Annotated in this window: 18 protein-coding genes; 10 read left to right on the top strand and 8 right to left on the bottom strand. The window is 61.4% G+C overall.

All coding sequences use genetic code 11. The features are described from left to right. The first annotated feature begins 31 nt into the window (after positions 1 to 31). Together AC5P66_RS11970 and AC5P66_RS11965 are read left to right on the top strand one after the other, a co-directional pair. The gene (locus AC5P66_RS11970) at positions 32 to 1,378 is read left to right on the top strand and encodes a phosphohexomutase domain-containing protein (RefSeq protein WP_049416852.1); all 1,347 of its coding nucleotides are present in this window, start codon (positions 32 to 34) and stop codon (positions 1,376 to 1,378) included. 11 nt (positions 1,379 to 1,389) lie between these two features. Continuing rightward, positions 1,390 to 2,793 (top strand): mannose-1-phosphate guanylyltransferase/mannose-6-phosphate isomerase, encoded by a 1,404-nt coding sequence (locus tag AC5P66_RS11965; protein ID WP_049465337.1) that lies wholly within the window; start codon positions 1,390 to 1,392, stop codon positions 2,791 to 2,793. Positions 2,794 to 2,896: 103 nt separating this feature from the next. Here AC5P66_RS11965 and rfbD read toward each other — a convergent pair whose 3' ends face one another. Genes rfbD through rfbB form a run of 4 tightly spaced genes read right to left on the bottom strand, consistent with a single transcriptional unit; the run spans position 2,897 to position 6,298 of the window. After that, a complete protein-coding gene (rfbD, locus tag AC5P66_RS11960) occupies positions 2,897 to 3,790 on the bottom strand; it encodes a dTDP-4-dehydrorhamnose reductase (protein ID WP_478489157.1) in 894 nt (297 codons plus the stop codon). Beyond that, on the bottom strand, positions 3,787 to 4,344 hold the full coding sequence (rfbC, locus tag AC5P66_RS11955; protein ID WP_478489156.1) for a dTDP-4-dehydrorhamnose 3,5-epimerase: 558 nt from the start codon (positions 4,342 to 4,344) through the stop codon (positions 3,787 to 3,789). The genes rfbD and rfbC overlap by 4 nt, the downstream gene beginning before the upstream one ends. After that, positions 4,341 to 5,228 carry a glucose-1-phosphate thymidylyltransferase RfbA gene (gene rfbA, locus AC5P66_RS11950; protein WP_065186261.1) on the bottom strand — a complete coding sequence of 296 codons (888 nt, stop codon included), beginning with the start codon at positions 5,226 to 5,228 and terminating at the stop codon, positions 4,341 to 4,343. The genes rfbC and rfbA overlap by 4 nt, the downstream gene beginning before the upstream one ends. A gap of 14 nt (positions 5,229 to 5,242) precedes the next feature. After that, positions 5,243 to 6,298: a dTDP-glucose 4,6-dehydratase gene (rfbB, locus tag AC5P66_RS11945; protein ID WP_495216374.1), complete on the bottom strand. Its 1,056-nt coding sequence runs from the start codon at positions 6,296 to 6,298 to the stop codon at positions 5,243 to 5,245. 262 nt (positions 6,299 to 6,560) lie between these two features. On the opposite strand from rfbB, the gene AC5P66_RS11940 reads away from it, so the two are divergent. The 8 genes from AC5P66_RS11940 to AC5P66_RS11905 are packed head-to-tail and all read left to right on the top strand — an operon-like array spanning position 6,561 to position 13,778. After that, positions 6,561 to 7,307 carry an electron transfer flavoprotein subunit beta/FixA family protein gene (locus tag AC5P66_RS11940; protein WP_099486275.1) on the top strand — a complete coding sequence of 249 codons (747 nt, stop codon included), beginning with the start codon at positions 6,561 to 6,563 and terminating at the stop codon, positions 7,305 to 7,307. Then, the gene (locus tag AC5P66_RS11935; RefSeq protein ID WP_099495414.1) at positions 7,307 to 8,245 is read left to right on the top strand and encodes an electron transfer flavoprotein subunit alpha/FixB family protein; all 939 of its coding nucleotides are present in this window, start codon (positions 7,307 to 7,309) and stop codon (positions 8,243 to 8,245) included. The genes AC5P66_RS11940 and AC5P66_RS11935 overlap by 1 nt, the downstream gene beginning before the upstream one ends. 43 nt (positions 8,246 to 8,288) lie before the next feature. Continuing rightward, positions 8,289 to 9,254 carry a glycosyltransferase family 2 protein gene (locus tag AC5P66_RS11930; protein ID WP_478489150.1) on the top strand — a complete coding sequence of 322 codons (966 nt, stop codon included), beginning with the start codon at positions 8,289 to 8,291 and terminating at the stop codon, positions 9,252 to 9,254. Further along, entirely contained in the window at positions 9,251 to 10,009 is a 759-nt protein-coding gene (locus AC5P66_RS11925; protein ID WP_329916040.1) for a GNAT family N-acetyltransferase, read from the top strand. The genes AC5P66_RS11930 and AC5P66_RS11925 overlap by 4 nt, the downstream gene beginning before the upstream one ends. Next, the gene (locus AC5P66_RS11920) at positions 10,006 to 10,380 is read left to right on the top strand and encodes a DMT family transporter (protein ID WP_329916039.1); all 375 of its coding nucleotides are present in this window, start codon (positions 10,006 to 10,008) and stop codon (positions 10,378 to 10,380) included. Before AC5P66_RS11925 ends, AC5P66_RS11920 begins: the two co-directional genes overlap by 4 nt. Positions 10,381 to 10,412: 32 nt before the next feature. Further along, positions 10,413 to 11,549, top strand: a complete 1,137-nt coding sequence (gene rffA, locus AC5P66_RS11915; RefSeq protein ID WP_478489148.1) for a dTDP-4-amino-4,6-dideoxygalactose transaminase — start codon at positions 10,413 to 10,415, stop codon at positions 11,547 to 11,549. After that, positions 11,546 to 13,045 (top strand): hypothetical protein, encoded by a 1,500-nt coding sequence (locus tag AC5P66_RS11910; RefSeq protein ID WP_478489146.1) that lies wholly within the window; start codon positions 11,546 to 11,548, stop codon positions 13,043 to 13,045. Before rffA ends, AC5P66_RS11910 begins: the two co-directional genes overlap by 4 nt. Next, positions 13,023 to 13,778 (top strand): NAD-dependent epimerase/dehydratase family protein, encoded by a 756-nt coding sequence (locus AC5P66_RS11905; RefSeq protein ID WP_478489144.1) that lies wholly within the window; start codon positions 13,023 to 13,025, stop codon positions 13,776 to 13,778. Before AC5P66_RS11910 ends, AC5P66_RS11905 begins: the two co-directional genes overlap by 23 nt. An 11-nt stretch (positions 13,779 to 13,789) precedes the next feature. Here AC5P66_RS11905 and AC5P66_RS11900 read toward each other — a convergent pair whose 3' ends face one another. The 4 genes from AC5P66_RS11900 to AC5P66_RS11885 are packed head-to-tail and all read right to left on the bottom strand — an operon-like array spanning position 13,790 to position 19,929. Beyond that, positions 13,790 to 15,193, bottom strand: coding sequence for a glycosyltransferase family 4 protein (locus AC5P66_RS11900; RefSeq protein WP_329916035.1), 1,404 nt, complete (start codon positions 15,191 to 15,193; stop codon positions 13,790 to 13,792). Beyond that, positions 15,190 to 15,921, bottom strand: a complete 732-nt coding sequence (locus tag AC5P66_RS11895) for a glycosyltransferase (RefSeq protein WP_346607663.1) — start codon at positions 15,919 to 15,921, stop codon at positions 15,190 to 15,192. Before AC5P66_RS11895 ends, AC5P66_RS11900 begins: the two co-directional genes overlap by 4 nt. Further along, the gene (locus AC5P66_RS11890; protein ID WP_329916033.1) at positions 15,918 to 18,119 is read right to left on the bottom strand and encodes a hypothetical protein; all 2,202 of its coding nucleotides are present in this window, start codon (positions 18,117 to 18,119) and stop codon (positions 15,918 to 15,920) included. The genes AC5P66_RS11895 and AC5P66_RS11890 overlap by 4 nt, the downstream gene beginning before the upstream one ends. 7 nt (positions 18,120 to 18,126) lie before the next feature. Continuing rightward, positions 18,127 to 19,929, bottom strand: a complete 1,803-nt coding sequence (locus AC5P66_RS11885) for a class I SAM-dependent methyltransferase (protein ID WP_495216369.1) — start codon at positions 19,927 to 19,929, stop codon at positions 18,127 to 18,129. Positions 19,930 to 19,936 lie beyond the last annotated feature (7 nt).

Raw genomic sequence — 19,936 nt, 5'->3', positions numbered from 1 at the left:
ACGGCGCTGACCTCATCCAGGATCCCGATCGATGCCCCTGCCCGCCTTCAAGGCCTATGACATCCGCGGCCGCGTGCCGGAAGAACTGAACGAAGATCTGGCCCGCCGCATCGGCGTGGCGCTGGCGGCGCAACTTGCGCCGGGCCCGGTGGTACTGGGCCATGACGTGCGCCTGACCAGCCCCGCGCTGCAGGATGCACTGGCCGCAGGCCTGCGCGGTACCGGGCGCGAGGTGATCGACATCGGCCTGTGTGGCACGGAAGAAGTCTATTTCCAGACCGACCACCTGGGCGCGGCCGGCGGCGTGATGGTCACCGCCAGCCATAATCCGATGGACTACAACGGCATGAAGCTGGTCAAGGAGAACGCACGGCCGATCAGCTCCGATACTGGCCTGTTCGCGATTTCCGATGCGGCTGCCGCCGATACGTCCGCGGCGCAACCGCCGCGTGCCGCGCAGAGCGTCCAGCACGACAAGAGCGCGTACATCCAGCACCTGCTGAGCTATGTCGACACCGGCAAGCTGCGAGCGCTGAAGCTGGTGGTCAACGCCGGCAACGGCGGCGCCGGTGCCATCGTCGATCTGCTGGCACCACACCTGCCGTTCGAGTTCATCCGCATCTGCCACGAGCCGGACGGCAGTTTCCCCAACGGCATTCCCAACCCGCTGCTACCGGAGAACCGCGCCGCCACCGCCGACGCCGTGCGCGAACACGGTGCCGATTTCGGCATTGCCTGGGACGGTGACTTCGACCGCTGCTTCTTCTTCGATCACACCGGCCGCTTCATCGAGGGCTACTACCTGGTCGGCCTGCTGGCCAAGGCGATCCTGGCGCGCAACCCCGGCGGCAAGGTCGTGCACGACCCGCGCCTGGTCTGGAACACCGTGGACATGGTCGAACAGGCCGGCGGCGTACCGGTGCAGTGCAAGAGCGGCCACGCCTTCATCAAGGAAAAGATGCGCGCCGAAGACGCGGTGTACGGTGGCGAGATGAGCGCCCACCACTATTTCCGCGAGTTCGCCTATGCCGACTCCGGCATGATCCCGTGGCTGCTGATCGCCCAACTGGTCTCTGAAAGCGGGCGCTCGCTGGCCGACTGGGTCGAAGACCGCATGGCTGCCTACCCGTGCAGCGGCGAGATCAATTTCAAGGTCAGCGATGCCAAGGCCGCCGTCGCACGCGTGATGGAGCACTTCGCGGCGCAGTCGCCCACGCTGGACCACACCGATGGCATCAGTGCCGACTTCGGCGACTGGCGATTCAACCTGCGCAGCTCCAACACCGAGCCACTGCTGCGCCTGAATGTCGAAGCCCGGGGCGATGCCGCGCTGATGCAGGCACGCACCGACGACATCTCCCGCCTGATCCAGCAGTAACCGAGGAACGCATGAGCAGCATCCAGCCCGTCATCCTGTCCGGTGGATCCGGTACCCGCCTGTGGCCGCTGTCGCGCGAGGCGTATCCGAAGCAGTTCCTGCCCTTGGCGGGTGAACTGACGATGCTGCAGGCCACCTGGAAGCGCGTGGCGCCGATCGCCGCGCGCGGGCCGCTGGTGATCGCCAACGAAGAGCACCGTTTCGTCGCCGCCGAGCAGCTGCAGCAGGTTGGCGCCGAGCCGGCCGCGATCATCCTGGAGCCGGTCGGCCGCAACACGGCCCCGGCGATCGCGGTGGCCGCGCTGGAAGCCACCCGCGACGGTGCCGACGCCCTGCTGCTGGTGCTGCCGTCTGATCACGTGATCACCGACGAGGCCGCGTTCCGCAGTGCGGTGCAGGCGGCGGCCGGCGCTGCCGAGGCCGGCAAGCTGGTGACCTTCGGCATCGTGCCGACCGGCCCGGAAACCGGCTACGGCTACATCAAGGCCGCCGATGGCCAGGGCCTGCGTGCGGTCGAGCGCTTCGTCGAGAAGCCCGACCTGGACACCGCGACCGGCTACGTCAGCAGCGGCCAGTATTACTGGAACAGTGGCATGTTCCTGTTCAAGGCCTCGCGCTACCTGCAGGAACTGGAACGCTTCCAGCCCGCGATGCTGGCTGGCAGCCGCCAGGCCTGGCAGCAGGCGCGCCGAGATGCCGACTTCACCCGCCTGGACAAGGACGCCTTCACTGCCGTTCCGTCCGATTCGATCGACTATGCAGTGATGGAGAAGACCGCCGATGCGGTGGTGATTCCACTGGATGCGGGCTGGAACGATGTCGGTTCGTGGACTGCGCTGCGCGATGTCTCGCAGCAGGACGGCGATGGCAACGCCCACCAGGGCGACGTGATCGCCATCGACTGCCGCAATACCTATGCCTACGGTCAGCGCCTGGTGGCCATGGTCGGCCTCGATGACGTGATCGTGGTCGAGACCGACGATGCGGTGCTGGTGGGCAAGGCCGACCGCATGCAGGAGGTCAAGACGGTGGTGGCACAGCTGAAGGCCGAAGGCCGCAGCGAGGCCACCTGGCATCGCAAGGTCTATCGCCCGTGGGGCGCCTACGATTCGATCGACAACGGCGAGCGCTTCCAGGTCAAGCGGATCACGGTCAAGCCCGGTGGCACGCTGAGCCTGCAGATGCACCACCATCGCGCCGAGCACTGGATCGTGGTCAGCGGCACCGCCGAAGTGACCCGTGGCGATGAAGTGATCCTGCTGAGCGAGAACCAGAGCACCTACATTCCGCTGGGCGTGACCCACCGCCTGCGCAATCCGGGCAAGCTGCCGCTGGAACTGATCGAAGTGCAGTCGGGCAGCTACCTCGGCGAGGATGACATCGTGCGCTTCGAGGATACCTACGGGCGCAGCTGAGGTTTGCCCGGGGTCGGATCCGGTTGCTGCGCAGCGGGCTGTGACCCGTTCCTGATCGGCCCGGCCGCGCTGCGTCGCCGGGCATGGCCCGGCGCTACGGCCATCAGGCCAGCTCCGCCATCACCCGCTTCAGGCCGTCCTGCCAGGTTGGCAGCACGATGCCGAAATCCTGCTGCAGCTTGCGGTTGTCCAGCACCGACCAGGCCGGACGCTTGGCCGGGGTCGGGTACTCGGAGCTGGGAATCGCCTCGACCGTCGGCACCTTGGCCAACACGCCGGTGGCCAACGCTTCGGCGAAGATCGCCTCGGCAAACCCATGCCAGCTGGTCTGGCCGCTGGCGGTCAGGTGCCAGGTCCCGGACAGCTGCCCTGGATGCTGCAACGCCTGCAAGGTGACATCGGCGATCAGCGCGGCCGGCGTCGGCGTACCGACCTGGTCGGCCACCACCCGCAACGCATCGCGCTCGGCGCCCACGCGCAGCATGGTGCGCAGGAAGTTCGCGCCATGCGATGCATACACCCATGCCGTGCGGAAGATCAGGTGGCGCCCGCCTGCGGCACGCACGGCATCCTCGCCGTCGCGCTTGCTGGTGCCATACACGCCCAGCGGTGCAGTCGGCTCGTCCTCGCGGTAGGGCGCGCTGCCCTGGCCATCGAACACGTAGTCGGTCGAATAGTGCACGAACGGCACGCCGTGGGCCGCGCACCAGCGCGCGATCATGCCCGGCGCCTGCGCGTTGGCGGCGAAGGCCGCATCAGCGTCCTGCTCTGCGCGGTCAACGGCGGTGTAAGCGGCCGCATTGACCACCAGCGACGGCCGCACGCGGTCCAGCAAGGCAGGCAGGCTGTCGGGCTGGCCGAAATCGGCGGTTTCGCAGGCGCTGCCGTCGGGCAGCTGGCCGCTACGGGTGGTGGCAACCACTGCCCCCAGCGGGGCCAGCGCGCGCAGCAGCTCCTGGCCGACCTGGCCGTTGCCACCCAACACCAGCACGGTCATGGCACGTAGACCGGCAGGAGGTCTTCCGCGATGTCCTTCAGGAACGGCGCGTTCTCGTCCTTGGCCGACAACGTCGGTGCACTGACCGGCCAGTCCACGGCGATGTCAGCGTCGTTCCAGCGGATACCCGCATCGGCTTCCTTGACGTAGACATCCGTGCACAGATAGCTGAACAGAGCGCGCTCGGACAGCACGGCGAATCCGTGGGCGAAGCCTTCCGGAATCCAGAACTGCCGCCTGTTCTCAGCGCTCAGTACCACCGCTTCCCAACGCCCGAAGGTCGGCGAGCCGCGGCGGATATCCACGGCGACGTCGTAGACCTCGCCCTCCAGCACGGTCACCAGCTTGCCCTGCGGATGCGGCCACTGGTAATGCAGCCCGCGTAGTACGCCGCGCGCGGAGGATGAGACATTGCTCTGTACGAAATTGCCTGGCAATCCCTGTTCCTGGAAGCGCTCCGCATTCCAGGTTTCAAAGAAAAAACCGCGTTCATCGCCGAACACCGCCGGCTCGATGACCCGGCACCCCGGCAGTGACGTCTCGATCACTCTCACGGAACCACTCCGCGCTGGGCCAGCGTGTGCAAATACTGGCCGTAGCCATTCTTGATCAGCGGCGCAGCCAGTGCTTCCAGCTGCTCGGCACTGATCCAGCCCTTGCCGAACGCGATTTCTTCCGGGCAGCAGACCTGCAGGCCCTGGCGAGTCTGGATGGTCTCGATGAAGTTGGACGCCTCCAGCAGCGACTGATGGGTACCGGTGTCCAGCCAGGCGTAGCCACGGCCCAGCGCTTCCAGATGCAGGTTGCCTTCGGCCAGGTAGCGCTTGTTGAGATCGGTGATTTCCAGCTCACCACGCGGCGACGGCTTGAGTTCGGCCGCATGCGCGCTGGCATTGCCGTCGTAGAAGTACAGGCCGGTCACTGCGTAGTTCGAGCGCGGTTTCTCCGGCTTCTCGACCAGGTCGATGACCTTGCCACTCTTGTCGAACTCGGCCACGCCATAGCGCTCCGGGTCATTGACCCAGTAACCGAACACCGTGGAGCCTTCCACGCGCTCATCGGCGCGCTTGAGCACGTCGCGCAGGCCGTGGCCGTGGAAGATGTTGTCGCCCAGCACGAGGCAGCTCGGCTTGCCGGCGACGAAATCACGGCCGATCAGGTAGGCCTGGGCCAGGCCATCGGGGCTCGGCTGCACGGCGTACTGGATGTCCATGCCCCACTGCGAGCCGTCGCCCAGCAGCTGCTGGAACAGCGCCTGCTCGTGCGGGGTGTTGATGATCAGCACTTCGCGGATGCCCGCCAGCATCAGCACGCTGAGCGGGTAGTAGATCATCGGCTTGTCGTACACCGGCAGCAGCTGCTTGCTGACGCCCTTGGTGATCGGATACAGCCGGGTGCCGGAGCCGCCGGCGAGGATGATGCCTTTACGCTGCGTCATGTCGTCTCCAGGGTTCAGGCCGCAGTGCCGATGCGCTGCAGACGGTAGCTGCCGTCCAGCACGCCGTTGACCCAGTCCTGGTTGTCCAGGTACCAGTCGACGGTAAAGGCGATGCCCTGCTCGAAGGTGTAGGCCGGTTCCCAGCCCAGATCGTTCTTCAGCTTGGACGCATCGATCGCATAGCGGCGATCATGGCCGGGGCGGTCGGTGACATAGGTGATCTGGCTGCTGCGCGGCTGGCCATCCGCGCGCGGGCGGCGCTGGTCCAGCAGGGCGCAGATCGCCTGCACCACTTCGATGTTCTGCTTTTCCGAATTGCCGCCGACGTTGTAGGTCTCGCCGACCTTGCCCTTGGCCAGCACGGTGCGGATCGCCTCGCAGTGGTCGGACACGAACAGCCAGTCGCGCACCTGCTTGCCATCGCCGTACACCGGCAGCGGCTCGCCGGCCAGCGCCTTGGCGATCACCAGCGGGATCAGCTTCTCCGGGAAGTGATACGGGCCGTAATTGTTGGAGCAGTTGGTGGTCAGCACCGGCAGCCCGTAGGTGTGGTGGAACGCACGCACCAAGTGGTCCGAAGCGGCCTTCGACGCCGAATACGGAGAATTCGGGGCGTACGGCGTGGTTTCGCTGAACTTGCCGGTCTCGCCCAGGGTGCCATACACCTCATCGGTGGACACGTGCAGGAAGCGGAAGGCCGCGCCCTGCTCGGCCGGCAGCGCCTTCCAGTAATCACGCACGGCTTCCAGCAGGCCCAGGGTGCCCGCCACGTTGGTCTGGATGAAGGCACCCGGGCCATCGATGGAGCGATCGACGTGGCTCTCGGCGGCGAAATTCAGCACCGCGTCCGGCCGGTGTTCGGCCAGCAGGCGGGTCACCAGAGCGCTGTCGCCGATGTCACCCTGCACGAATACGTGGTTCGGGTTGCCGTCCAGGCTGGACAGCGTCTTCAGGTTGCCGGCGTAGGTCAGGGCGTCGAGATTGACGACCTTGATGCCACGGGCGACCGCTTCGAGAACAAAGTTACCGCCAATGAATCCGGCACCGCCGGTGACAAGCCATGTGGGCACTACCTGTTCTCCTGATCTAAATTCATCCAAGGGCGCGCTACCAAGCACCCAGCACAGCAGCACAGGATACATGTGGTTCGTCTTCACGACTGCCTGCGCGACGTGAACGACGCCTCGAATCGGACAAGCCATGCCGCATCGCAACATAACCATACGCATTCGCATGGTCGTCTCAAGCCAGCTAGAATCGGGATCCCACCCCCGAACCGGTCGCTGCGCCAGGACCGGACGTTCTCCCCGTTATTGAAGGACCCCGTACCAGATGAAAATCCTCGTCGCGTACAAGCGCGTGGTGGACTACAACGTCCGCATTCAGGTCAAGCCGGACGGTTCCGGCGTGGTCACCGACGGCGTCAAGCTGTCCCCCAATCCCTTCGATGAAATCGCCCTGGAAGAAGCCCTGCGCCTGCGCGACAAGGGCATCGCCAGCGAGGTCGTGGTCGCCACCATTGCTCCGGCCGACGCCCAAGCGCACCTGCGCAACGGCCTGGCCATGGGTGCAAACCGTGCCATCCACGTCATCACCGACCAGGCCATCCAGCCGCTGACCGCCGCACGCACCCTGCTCAAGCTGATCGAGAAGGAACAGCCGGACCTGGTGATCCTGGGCAAGCAGGCCATCGACGACGACGCGAACCAGACCGGCCAGATGCTGGCCACGCTGTGGGGCCGTCCGCAGGCGACCTTCGCCAGCAAGCTGGACATTGCCGACGGCAAGGCCACGGTGACCCGCGAAGTCGACGCCGGCCTGGAAACGCTGGAAGTGGACCTGCCGGCCGTGGTCACCACCGACCTGCGCCTGAACGAGCCGCGCTTCATCAAGCTGCCGGACATCATGAAGGCCAAGGCCAAGCCGCTGGAGACCCTGCAGCTGGCCGACCTCGGCGTTGAAGCCGCCGATACCTTCAAGACCACCCAATACGCCGCACCGTCCAAGCGCAGCAAGGGTGTGATGGTCAAGGACGCGGCCGAACTGGTGGCCGCACTCAAGCAGAAGGGGCTGCTGTAATGAGCAAGATTCTCGTCATCGCCGAACACCACGACGGCAAGCTCAACGCCGCCACCGCCAAGACTGTCAGCGCCGCCGCCGCCATCAGCGGTGCCAGCGTCGATGTAGTGGTGCTGGCCTCCGATCCGGCCGCCGTCGCCGCCGAGGCCGCGAAGATCAGTGGCGTCGCCAAGGTCCTGACCGTGGCCAACGCTGCCAACGCGCAGGCCATCGCCCAGGTGCTGGCGCCGCAGATCGCGCAGCTGGCCGAGGGCTACACCCACGTGTTCGGCCCGTCGACCACCTTCGGCAAGGACCTGATGCCGTGCGTGGCCGCGCTGCTGGGCGTCAACCAGGTCTCCGACCTGATGACCGTTGAAGGCAGCCATACCTTCAAGCGCCCGATCTACGCCGGCAACGCGATCATCACCGTGGAAGTCCCGGCCGACCAGATCGTGGTCGCCACCGTGCGTGCTGCCTCGTGGCCGGAAGCCGCCCAGGGCGGCAGCGCCGCCATCGAAGCAGCCAGCGTCGATGCTGTCCTGCCGACCCACACCCGCTTCGTCGGCCTCGCCGCAGGTGCCAGCGACCGCCCGGACCTGCAGAGCGCCAAGCGCGTGGTCTCCGGTGGCCGCGGCGTCGGTTCGGAAGAGAACTTCAAGGTGATCTTCCAGCTGGCCGACAAGCTCGGTGCCGCCGTCGGTGCCTCGCGTGCCGCGGTCGATGCCGGCTACGTGCCCAGCGACCTGCAGGTGGGCCAGACCGGCAAGATCATCGCCCCGGAGCTGTATGTGGCGGTGGGCATCAGCGGTGCGATCCAGCATCTGACCGGCATCAAGGACGCCGGCACGATCGTCGCGATCAACAAGGATCCGGATTCGCCGATCTTTGAGATTGCCGATATTGGGTTGGTGGGGGATCTGTTTGCGATCCTGCCGGAGCTGGAAGCGGCGCTTTAACCCTTATCGCATCATTTTCAAACTCTCTTGGACAAAAGTGCACATGGAATCCGGCAGGGATCTCGTCAGCGACACTATTCTCGACGTTTCTGTCGTCGTTCCCGTATATGGCTGCAAGGGATGCCTTGAAGAACTCGTGGACCGAGTAGGTGCGACCCTCGACCGGGAGGGTCGCACCTATGAAATCATCCTTGTTGATGACCAGAGTCCCGATCAAGCCTGGCCTAGAATCGAGGAACTTGCCAATCTTCGCTCGGAAGTGCGCGGATTGCGCCTGTCCAGAAACTTCGGACAACACGCAGCAATCAGCGCAGGCCTGGCCAACGCCGTCGGCCACCACGTCGTAGTAATGGACTGTGACCTTCAGGATATCCCGGAGGAGATTGCCCCGTTGCTGGCCGCGTTGCAGGGTGACGTGGAGGTCGTACTGGGGCAGCGCGCTGAGCGACAGGACGGCTGGCTGAAACGCAAGGGTTCCTTGGCCTTTTATCGCACGCTGGGCTGGTTGACGGATACAGAATACGACCCTAGCACCGCTAACTTTGGAGTTTATAGCCGCAAGGTTGTTGATGCCTTGAACCGCATGCCAGAAGCGGACCGCTTCCTTCCATTGCTGGTTCGCTGGACGGGATTCAACACACGGAAAATCGTCGTTTCCCACGGTCGGAGAACCGAAGGCAAGAGTGGTTATACGTTCGGGGCACTGCTCAAAATGGCGACCAGGATTGCGTTGTCTTTTTCGGACAAGCCACTCAGGCTTGTCATGACCGCAGCGCTGATCATCGCCGCAGGGGCAGCTGCGATTGCCGCATTCAGCGTTTATAGGTACACCGCAGGTGACATCCGGGTCGCTGGCTTTACCAGTGTCGTTGCATCGATCTGGCTGGTAGGGGGCTTGATCATGGCCAGCATTGGCGTGCTTGGCCTTTACCTGGGGAAGGTCCATAGTGAGTCCAAGGGACGTCCTCAATATCTCGTGTGGGAAGACACTCGGAAGCAGAAGAAATGACTCCATCCTCAACATTGACCGAGTCTGCCTTTGACTCGAAGCGCTTCGGCGTGAAAGTGGCGCGAGGATTGTTCGACGCAACCGACGCTGCCGAAGATGTCATCTTTGAGATTGCGCGAAGCGACGCTGACCTCATCATCTTCAGAGTCCCTGCTGGCCAGTCTCTCATCCCCACTTCACTGACGCGCCAAGGGCATGCAGTCATTCACGCCGACACATTGGTCTATTACGGCATCGACGTGCCTGCGCTGACACAGCCGGCGACGACGGCCAACGTCCGGCGAGCACGCGAGGACGATAGCGAGGCGGTTGCCCTGATCGCCAGAAATGGCTTCAACGGCTATCGGTCCCACTATGCCGCAAATCCCCTTCTGCCGGCCGAACTGGTCCATTCCGGATATGTCGAGTGGGCGATGAACCTTCTGGACGGATCGCGCGAAGGCAGCGCTACGTGGGTCGCAGAATCTGAAGGCGTCGTCGCTGGTTTCGCCAGCTGCGATTCGAAGGTGGATGAGATGGAAATCATCCTAAATGCGGTTCGACCGGATTTCGAGCGGCGGGGGCTCTATGGGAATTTGCTGCAGGCCATCATTCGTCATTGTTCTGAAGCCAGTGTCCCGAGGTTGACGGTGTCCACTCAGATCTGGAATTACACCGTGCAACGCCAGTGGATCAAGGCTGGCCTTCAGTTGTTCAAGGCCTACGATACCTACCATGTGGATCGACGCCTCACAGTTTCAGGAATTCAGAAGTGAGCCAGGTCTTTCCATGGCTGATGGTAGCGATGACGGTCATACTGACCAGCTACGGCCAGCTGATCATCAAGTGGCAAGCCGCCCTGTTCCAGCCTGCTTCGAACGGACTACTCGCCAAGCTTCCATCGGTTATCCAGTTGCTGCTGAAGCCTTGGGTTCTATCTGCATTCGTGGCGGCGTTTGGGGCCTCGCTTTGCTGGATGCTGGCAGTGTCCCGACTTGAGCTGAGCAAAGCTTACCCATTCATGGCGCTGAACTTCATACTTGTATGTGTCATGGCCGTCCCTCTTTTTGGCGAATCCTTTGGAATTGCCAAGGCACTGGGCTTGGCTACAGTTGTCGTCGGCCTGCTGATTCTCAGCCAAGGCTAGAAAGCCCATCCACCCAGCTACAAGGTGTTTCCATGATTCGTTTCAATCGACCCTTCATGACGGGCAAGGAACTTGGTGCCATTGAGCAGGCCCATACCAATGGGCACCTGTCCGGCGACGGCCCGTTCACGAAAATCTGTCATGCATGGCTGCGCGAGAAGACTGGAGCGCAGTCGGCGCTTCTGACTCATTCCTGCACTGCAGCCCTCGAAATGGCGGCCCTTCTTCTGCGACTGCGTCCGGGCGACGAAGTCATTCTACCTTCCTTCACTTTCGTTTCGACTGCAAGCGCATTTGCGCTGAGGGGTGCCGTTCCCGTATTCGTGGATATCCGCGCCGACACTTTGAACATTGACGAAAGCCTGATCGAGGCTGCCATCACCCCTCGTACGAAAGCGATCTGCGTCGTCCATTACGCGGGTGTTTCATGCGAGATGGATGAAATCCTGGATATTGCCCAGCGGCACGGACTGGCGGTTGTTGAGGACGCTGCGCAGGCCATCATGTCGATGTACAAGGGCCGCCCGCTTGGCACCATCGGTGACCTCGGCGCATTCAGCTTCCACGAGACAAAGAACATCATTTCGGGCGAAGGCGGCGCGCTGCTTTGTCGCGATGATCGATTCGCTGAAGAGGCAGAGATCATTCGCGAAAAAGGGACAAACCGAAGCCGCTTTTTCCGCGGACAGGTAGACAAATACACATGGGTGGAGGTGGGATCCTCATACCTGCCTGGCGAGATCACTGCGGCATTCCTGGCATGCCAGATGGAGGACGCAACGGAGATCACCCAACGTCGGCTGGCGATCTGGGACACCTACGATCAATGGGCAAAGAAACACGAAGCCTCTGGCCGAGTAAGACGCCCGGTTATTCCTGAGCACTGCACTCACAACGCACATATGTATTACATGCTGCTGCCCAGTCTCCATCACCGCACTCGCTTTATTGATGGATTGCGATCGCGTGGCGTGCAGGCTGTCTTCCACTATATTCCGCTGCACTCCTCTCCAGCCGGCATGGAATGTGGCCGAACCCATGGCACCCTTACGGTAACCGACGAAACTTCAGAGCGGCTTGTACGCATGCCGTTGTGGCTGGGCCTGGAAGACGAGATGGATGATGTACTTGCAGCTGCCAACGGGGCGCTGGATGAGGCATTCTCGTGAGCAGTCAGGTTCCATGGGGGCATTTCGAAGAAGGCACTCGATTTCGCTTGGATCGACGCGCGCTGTTCGTAATTTCGTACGTCGTGGCTTTTGTAGTATCAAAGTACCTGGGGTTTTCACCCGGCTATGCTCTTGACGATTACCACATCATCAGTGCACAGCAAGACGGCGAGAACATTTCATTCTTCATTTCCCAGGGACGCTATGGCTCTGCTTTGATAGAAGCAGCGCTACGTGGAAGTGGCCTGAACATGGCGAGCTTCTCAGTTGTGTCCTTGATCGCGTCCATGGTATTCAGCGGATTGTTTTTCGCCTCCGTTCTGTCACCAGACGCCAGAACCAGCGCCTTCACTACCGCAGCTGCGGCTGCGGTGCTTGGCGCCCACTCGTACTACAGCGAGTACGTGACGTTCCGGCAATCCGCACTGCCGATGGGGATGATGTTTGGATTGATGTGGCTTTCATCAGTCGCTTATCGTCAGTTCAGATGTAGCAATCAGCTCAAGCACGCGGCTATTGCACTTCTCGCTGCCACCGGCGCTATGGGCTTCAACCAGCTGGCAGTGTGCTACTGCGCGTCCGCCATTCTTTACATGCATCTGAAGGAGACAGCAAGCTCTCAGATAGAAGCAGGCGCCTGCCTCAAGGCAGCAGCCTGGGGAACGGTTGCCGCAGCTGGAACTGGAGCACTCCTCCTTGTTGCGAATACTGCATTATCAGCCTTGCTGCGGGAAGCACTGAGCCTCTCGACTGATGCCCGCGCGTCACTACTTGGCATTGCTCAAGTGCCTGAGCGCGGCGCTCAGATCCTTTCGCTGATTCCGCAGATGCTCTATCGTTCGGAGACAGTTGCGTCTCCATTGGCAAAGCTCACGCTGCTTGCAGGAATTGCAGCGCTCGTCATTCCACTCGGGCGCAAGGAACTCCGCAACTCTTTTCTCGCGATTTACTTTTTCTCAATTGGCACTGCAATCACGCTCGTTCCTGTGAGTCTCTCCAGCACGTGGTGGCCCGTTCCCCGTACATTGGTTTCGCTTGCTTTTGTTCTCGTAGGCACTGCCTCGATCATCAGCGCGGACGGCAGAAGGAGGCGTTCAATCCTTGCGGGAGCGCTTTTTACTGTAAGTGCACTTCTTTTCGCCGCACACAGCAATACTGTTTTACTCAATCAACAACGCTTGAACCGATGGGATATGGCGCAGGCCCAGGCCATCGCCCTCCGGTCAACCGCACAGTTCCCGGAGGCATCTGGAAGAATCGCCCTCTCAGGTGCCAATTGGTATCACCCGCTCGCACCTGGTATCGCTCAAGGGGACATGAATACATCCGCCATGGCCGTAGGATGGGCAGTTGACGCTCTGTTTGATGAAGCGACCGGCCTAGATCTTCATGTCCGAAACGCTCCAGACCGCGCTGCGATCTGCGAGAATCGCCAACCGTTCCCGGCAAGGGACTCCATGATTGATATTGACGGTGAGGTTGTCGTATGCCTTTGACCGCTCGAGCAGCCACCTCCATGCAAAAGCGCCAGAATCCATGATCGTCGGAAGCGGACTTCTCGCCAAAGCATTCTCGTCATCTTTTGCCCTTGACGATAGCATCCTTGTATTCGCGTCTGGCGTTTCGAACTCCTCGGAGCATCGGGGGTTCGAGTTTGCAAGGGAGCGCGACATGCTGCGCGCCGCGCTCAATGGCAGCCATCAAACTGTGTACTTCAGCAGTTGCGCAGTTGCCAACCCAAACCAACCAGCTACGCCCTACTTTTCCCACAAGCGAGAGATGGAACGGCTCGTCATCAAGAGCAACGGCATTGTCTTCAGACTTCCCCAAGTGGTGGGAAAATCGACCAATCCCAACACACTGACAAACTTTCTGTTTGATCGCATTCGCACCGGAGAGCCGTTTGACCTTTGGACCGGGGTGGAAAGGAATCTCATCGACATCGACGATGTGGCAATCATTGCCACTACCCTCATTCGTCGTGGCTTGGTAACTCCTGGAGCGACCGAATCAATTGCCGCACCGCGCTCTGTGACAATGCAGGAAATCGTGAACGTGTTTGAGGACGTGCTAGGCAAGAAGGCATCTTACGCCCCAATGGAAAAGCACCTCGCGTTCCCGATCGAAAGCGAACTGTGCCAAGCAGTTGCACGTGAATTGGGCATTCAGTTCAATGACTCCTATCTGCGAAACCTCATCGCAAAATACTATCCATCCGCAGATGCGTAGGGCAACCCGCCCTACGCAACACCCATGTAATTCTTGATTCCATGAAGGCTGGAGGTGAACGCAATCCAGCTTCTGTCCCGCGCAAGACTCATATACTGACTACGCCTCAGCTGAGCTCGCAGCTCTGTCGAAGTTGCCAGTTCCGTCAACTTGCGTGAGAAGGTAGCGACGTCCTCGAAATCCTCGACCAGCCAGGATCGATCGACGAAATCGCGTATCCCCCCGACGTCCGGGGCCACGATTGGCAACCCCGCAGCCGCCACATCGAAGAGGATCGTGGGCACCCCCTCCCATGCCGACGTGTGTAGATATGCCACGTGATCTGGACGAACAACATCTTCCAGTCTTTTGAATGGTCCATGCATGGTGACGTTTGGGAGCTTTCTAAGCTGCTCCTCAGCTGGGTCTCCCGCAGATATGACCGCAACGCCATGCACATCGAAATGGAAACTGGGCAACCTCAATGCAATCGCGGCGAGCACGTCAGGCCTCTTCTGTCGATCCAAACGACCTGCCCATAGAACACGTGGGCGGTCTACCGACTGAAGAGTGGCGCTCGACTCACTCCACTCACGATCATAAGGGAAGGGTAAAACCGTGAAGGAGTTGATTGGCACACCGAGCTCACGCGACCAAATGGACGGATATACGCTGTTGTCACAGAAGACAGTCTCGATGTGCTTGTAGCACTCGCGAAGATACGCTCTCGCGTATCCAACAGGCACCATGCTTGAGTTGTAGTCGTCGCAGAAGAGCGACGCAAACAGCATTGATCGCTGGCGCAACGCCAATCCAGCCAACTTGATCGACTGCCAAGCAACGCGTGAATTGATGTTATGAATAACAGCCGGCTTAAGCTGAATCAGCAATCGAATCATCAACTGGACTTGAACGTCGAAGTTCAACTCTCCCACAAGGCGGCCGAACTCAACCAATCGGACACCGGACGGGAGCTTATCTGCCCAAGGAGAGGGATTTGGCTCGGTGGTGATTACCAGAATCTGCGCGGGAGAAACCGATTCGCTCCACGCCTTGAGATGGTAGAGCGCGCCACGATCCGCCCCTCCCGGCACCAACCAAGGAATTATCATCACATGAGAGTAGGCCTTTCGACCGATCTCCTGCATTACTTCCTTGTAGACCTCGCCCGGCCGGGGGATCACAGGAATGCCGTAGTGCTGATAGTGAAGGGTGTCTCCATGCGGACTCAGCAACTCAGGCTCGATCTGCGCCAACGCCACGGCTTCCTCAACCAACCAGGATGGCATCTGAGGATTTCCATGCGTCGCCACATCGGCCACACGTCCCATGCGACGCGCAAACCAACCGAGAATGCGCCCCAGCTCATAGCGAGGATTGCTCAACAGCTGGCGAAAGCTGACTTTGCCTATCAGCTGGATAAGACGGCGGATCACGACAGCCCCTCGAAATCAAAGAGCTTGCTAGGCGGCATTACGACCTGCAGGGCTTTGCTCGTCTCGTTGACGGAACCGGAGAATTTCCGACGGTAGAAATACGCAGTTCCAGGAACAACCAGATGCTCATAGCCAGCCGCCGTCGTTTCGCAGTTCCAGTACCAATCTTCATAGCCGAAACCGGTGGTACCCGGGTAGCAGGCAAGATAAGGGATCTCACTAAACACATTGCGCCGTGCAAAAACAGCACTAATCCATGGATTGATCAGCAGCAAAGATTCACGCGAGTAATACTGACCACGCTGATCGATCTGCCAATTAAACGCGTTGTACATCCCGAAACTGACAACCATCTCCGGATGCAGGACAGCGTTCTCTGCCATACCAGCGGAGTATTCCACGTGCCGCTGGAAGTAGTCTCGACTAATCAGGTCATCTCCATCCAGAGTGCACACAAAAGCACCGCTGCACCGGTCGACTCCCACGTTGCGCGCCAGTGCAGAGTCTCCGACAGTCGTTTCAATTATCAGTTCATTTCCCGCCAAAGCAGGATGTCCACAGACGATACGCGTCGTTTCGGCGTCCGCATTGTCTAGCACCAGCACAAGCTCCATGTTCACACCAGCCTCGCGCGCCCGCTCTTTGGAGAGCAGGTAGCTGCGCAGCGTGGCGTGAGCCAGGATGCCCTCTCGATGAAACGTAATGATCGCCGACAACTGGCAGCTCACTTGACCGATCTCCTACCGAATACGTACGACAACATACGCAGAGACATCCTCACAATTCTTCTGAACGGAACTTGGTCCAGCGCTGTTGCCAGACGGTTCATTTCCTCTGCAGCGACATCACCAGGAAGGGGCGCCTGATGATTAATGCTCACAAAGAACTGGCCAGCGTTGGTGAGCCGGCGTGCAGCGTCCACAACACGACCGTAAGCAAGATCCAATTGTCTGACCTCGTCCTCAAGCCTCTCGATCCTGTTCAGAAGCTCCATCTTCTCAACTGTGGCACGCCGCGATGCCAACCTGAAGGCCGCTTTTGCTCCTGCAAGATCCTGGCTGTACCTATTGTTCTCTTCGGTAACTCGATCCAGCTCAGAGGTTAGATTGTGATACTGCCCGTCCAGCCAGTCCTTCGCGTCCTGTAGACGCTCTTGCCATTTCTGCCTGCGCTGCTGCTCGGTTCGTAGTTCGACCAACTGCGCACGCCATGACCGATTCGCCCATTGCCAGGCCAGACCAGGTCGAAGCGGTGTCTCCGCGGTCAACCGCAAGGCCGCGGCAAGACAGGCGGCCTCGTCCATGACAGCGGCAAACTCAGGCATGGCGAATGTTTCCGGTGCCTGCGGATCACCGACGACCGCACTCCAGTCTGGCTGCGCAGACAACCTGCGAACTTCGTTCAGCCCATGTGCCCAGGCATTTTTGGCACCGACGAGATCGCCGTGGCCAAAACGAATCCACCCCAGCCTCGTAGCGGCCGCGGTTGTTTTGGTTCCCAGCAAAGGACTGAAAGCCAGCACATCGAAACCGAGCACTCGCTGATAAAGCGCGGCAGCCTGCTCAAGCTCCCCCGCAGCGTGATGCACGGAGGCCGCCGCATATGTGAGCGAAACCTGCCAGCGGAGTACGGTTGGGTTATCCGCCGGGACTTCGATGTAGCGCGCAGCAGCGTCAAGCAAGGGTCTGCGGTCATCGCTCTGAACTGCCACCGGATCGTACAGAAGAACGCACAGCGCGGCTCCATGGTCCGCCGACCCGCTTGGGGCGTCGGCCAGGATCTGTCGGGCTAACTGTCTGCGCAGGGGAGCCGAATGAATGCGTAGACCATCAGCCACGATCAGCCTGACCACACTAGCATCCACGTAGTCACGCTGGAACGCGATGATATTTGGCAACTGGCAGTCCGACCTGCGAGTTACGCCGGGCCCTTTGGTCTTCACCGCCAGCAGCACCAGCGCATCGGCGACCGCCTTGCAGTCGGGATCGATCAGGAGCTGTCCACTGTCATCACGCAGCACCTCCAGAAACTGATTGACGCCTACCGGGCGAGACAGGCTCTGCCACCAAGCACGGTCAATCTGGAGCCCATGCTGGGTCAGCGCCTGCATCAAGGCACGCTCACCAATATGACGTCCGTCTTCCAGCGGCACGGCGATTACGAGACGGCCACTGCGCACGAGTGCTGTCTGCACGTCGTGGAGCTCCTGCGCCCAGTCCGATCCGTCGTGTCCAAGACAAGTGACGACCACGTCCGCTTCTGCAGCTTGAGGCTGCCATGTCGCACGCGGCAGCCAGGCAACGTCTGGCCCGAGGTCCGACGGCTCAGGTTGGTCAGTGACAACGCCAAGCCAGCCGCAGCGCGCCTGCTGATGCAGGATTCGCCAGAGATTGTGGTCTGCCGCGTCTGCGGCAAGCACCCTGTCGCCAGGGCGGACCAAGGCGGAGGCCAGCCCGTGGTAACACGCGCGCAACAGCGTTTGGTCTGATTCTTGATCGACACCGACGCGGGCGAGCAACAGCACGCAGAGCTCTTGGCTGACACTTCGTAACGCAAACTGAGCGGTATGCCGCTGCCAGCCGGAAGCCGCTGCCTCACCCACCCATAACGCGGCTTCATTGAGAAGCTCTCCAGGTGCGACTAGCATCAAAACAGCCGCGTCCAGTGCCAGTGCTTGCTGGCGCTGTTCCAGTGTCTCGCCCCAGGCGATGACGCCGCGTTCTGGACGCTCGAATGCAAGGGCCATGTCCCGGTGCGCGACCGCGCAGCCCGCCGCACGCAGTGGCGGCAGCAGATGCTGTAAGGCTGAGCCGACCAGTGCGCAGTCCGACGGCCCTACTGCCTGCAGGTAGTACTCGGCAAGCTCGCCTGCCAGCAGGGACGGAAGTGCTGGACGCATGACCTCTTGCAAGTCAGTCGTGGTCATCAAGGCCTCACGTAATGCCGTCGACGTCCGGCCCGCGGGCCTGATTCAACCGTTGGATCTCTGCGTTCAGCGCGTGATACTGCCCGTCCAGCCAATGGCGGGCCAGTTCCAACTCTGCCGTATGACTCTCCAACTCGCTGATGCGTTGCATGTGCTCGTGGTACTTGCCGTCCAGCCATGCCTTCGCATCGATCAGCTGACGTACCTCGCGCGCGCCCATGTTGATCTGCTCGGCACCATCAGCAGGTCCAGACACGACCGCGCGATCCTCGCCGTCGCCCAGCATCGTATCGCCTGCGCCCAGCAGGTCGGATAGCACGCTGGCATGTTGGCGCAGCACCAGGTAGGCATGACCAGGCCGGTCACCTCGGCTTCCATCACACTGAGTAGCGGCCAGATGAAGCAATCCGGCAGCCGCCGCCTCCGACCCGGCACACGATAGCGCCTGACGGGCGGCAGCCTGCACGCGTTGCCAGCGCTGCTGGGCACCGTCGCGCTGGCCCTGCAGCATCAGGATGACAGCAGCAAGCGCCTGCTTTCGCGCATCGCGCAGGGAGTCCGATCCATCCAAGTCGGCATCGAGCAGTGCCAGGGCCGCTTCGGGGTGGCCGTCGGCCAGCAATGTCCTGGCCTGCGCAAGCGGATCCGTTGAGGGCTGGTCGGCGGCGCTGGCCTTTCGCGCCAGCACCAGCAGCCACTCGCCGTCGCCGGTCGGCCCCACTGCCGGATCAATCTCCAGCATGGAGCGCGCCGAAAGATGCCGCTTCTGGCCACCGCCTGCATCCTGCAGCCAGGCTTTCTCGATTACAAATCCGTTGCGTTGAAACTGGGCGATCAGACGCGGCCAATCGTAGACATGGAAATGGAACGGATTGGGGTCTTCGCCGGTTTCGTCCGACCAGTCGTTGGGAACGCTTGCGTAGACTCGTCCGTGTGGCGACAGCACGCGGTGCAGTTCGGCCAGCAGGCGGTCGGGTTCGGGAAGATGTTCCAACGTCTCAACAGACACGGCGAAATCAGCTGATGCGTCGGCCATGCCTGACAGGTTCTGCGCATCACCGACGACGAACGTCATCGGCGTCGGTGACACCGGCGCAAAATTCAGATTGGCATACTCCACCGCGTAGTCGCTGGCATCGAGACCCGTAAACGAGGCAGCGTCGCTGTTGTGGGCCAACTGATAGGAACCGTAGCCAAGGCCGCAGGCCACGTCGATGACACGATCACCCGGTCTGATGAACTGGGCCGCCTGTGCGTAGCGGGTCATGTGGGCATCCGATCGCCGGCCCGGCTCGCGCGTCATATCGGTGTGCAGGTCGCGTTCTTCCTCAAGCGCTTTCAGCGGATACACAGCCAGTGCCGGTGCCGGAACACGCTCGAACGACACCATCAACAGTCCGGTAACGCGGTCGAGTTCGCCGTAAGGCGCGACGCGCTCGTTGAGCGGGTGCTTGCGCCACTCCGCCTTGATGAGCACGTGCTCCCAGGTCGCGCGATCAATCTGGGCAGCTGCGTCACCCAGCACTACCAGACAAACCGGTCCGGCAACGCCTGTGAGCAACCGTTGCACCTCCGTAGCCGGGGAAGCGCTTGCGTGCGCCCTCACAAGCACAGTGGCGGCTGCGGCGCTGCCGTCGCCGTCCGTAGTGACGTTGACTCCCGCCCGCCGCAGTGCGCGTGCGAGAGCCGGCACTTCATCCCCCAGCAGCGACACGGGCCGTGACGGCAGCCAGTTGAGCAGACGGGCGACTGTCACGCGCAGGATTGCGGGCGTCATCGCCGCTTGACGCAGGGGGGTGTTCGTTTCCATCACAGGC

It is taken from the genome of Stenotrophomonas sp. YJH_SMC_122, assembly GCF_059369535.1.
This window is presented reverse-complemented; position numbering and strand designations above follow the sequence as displayed.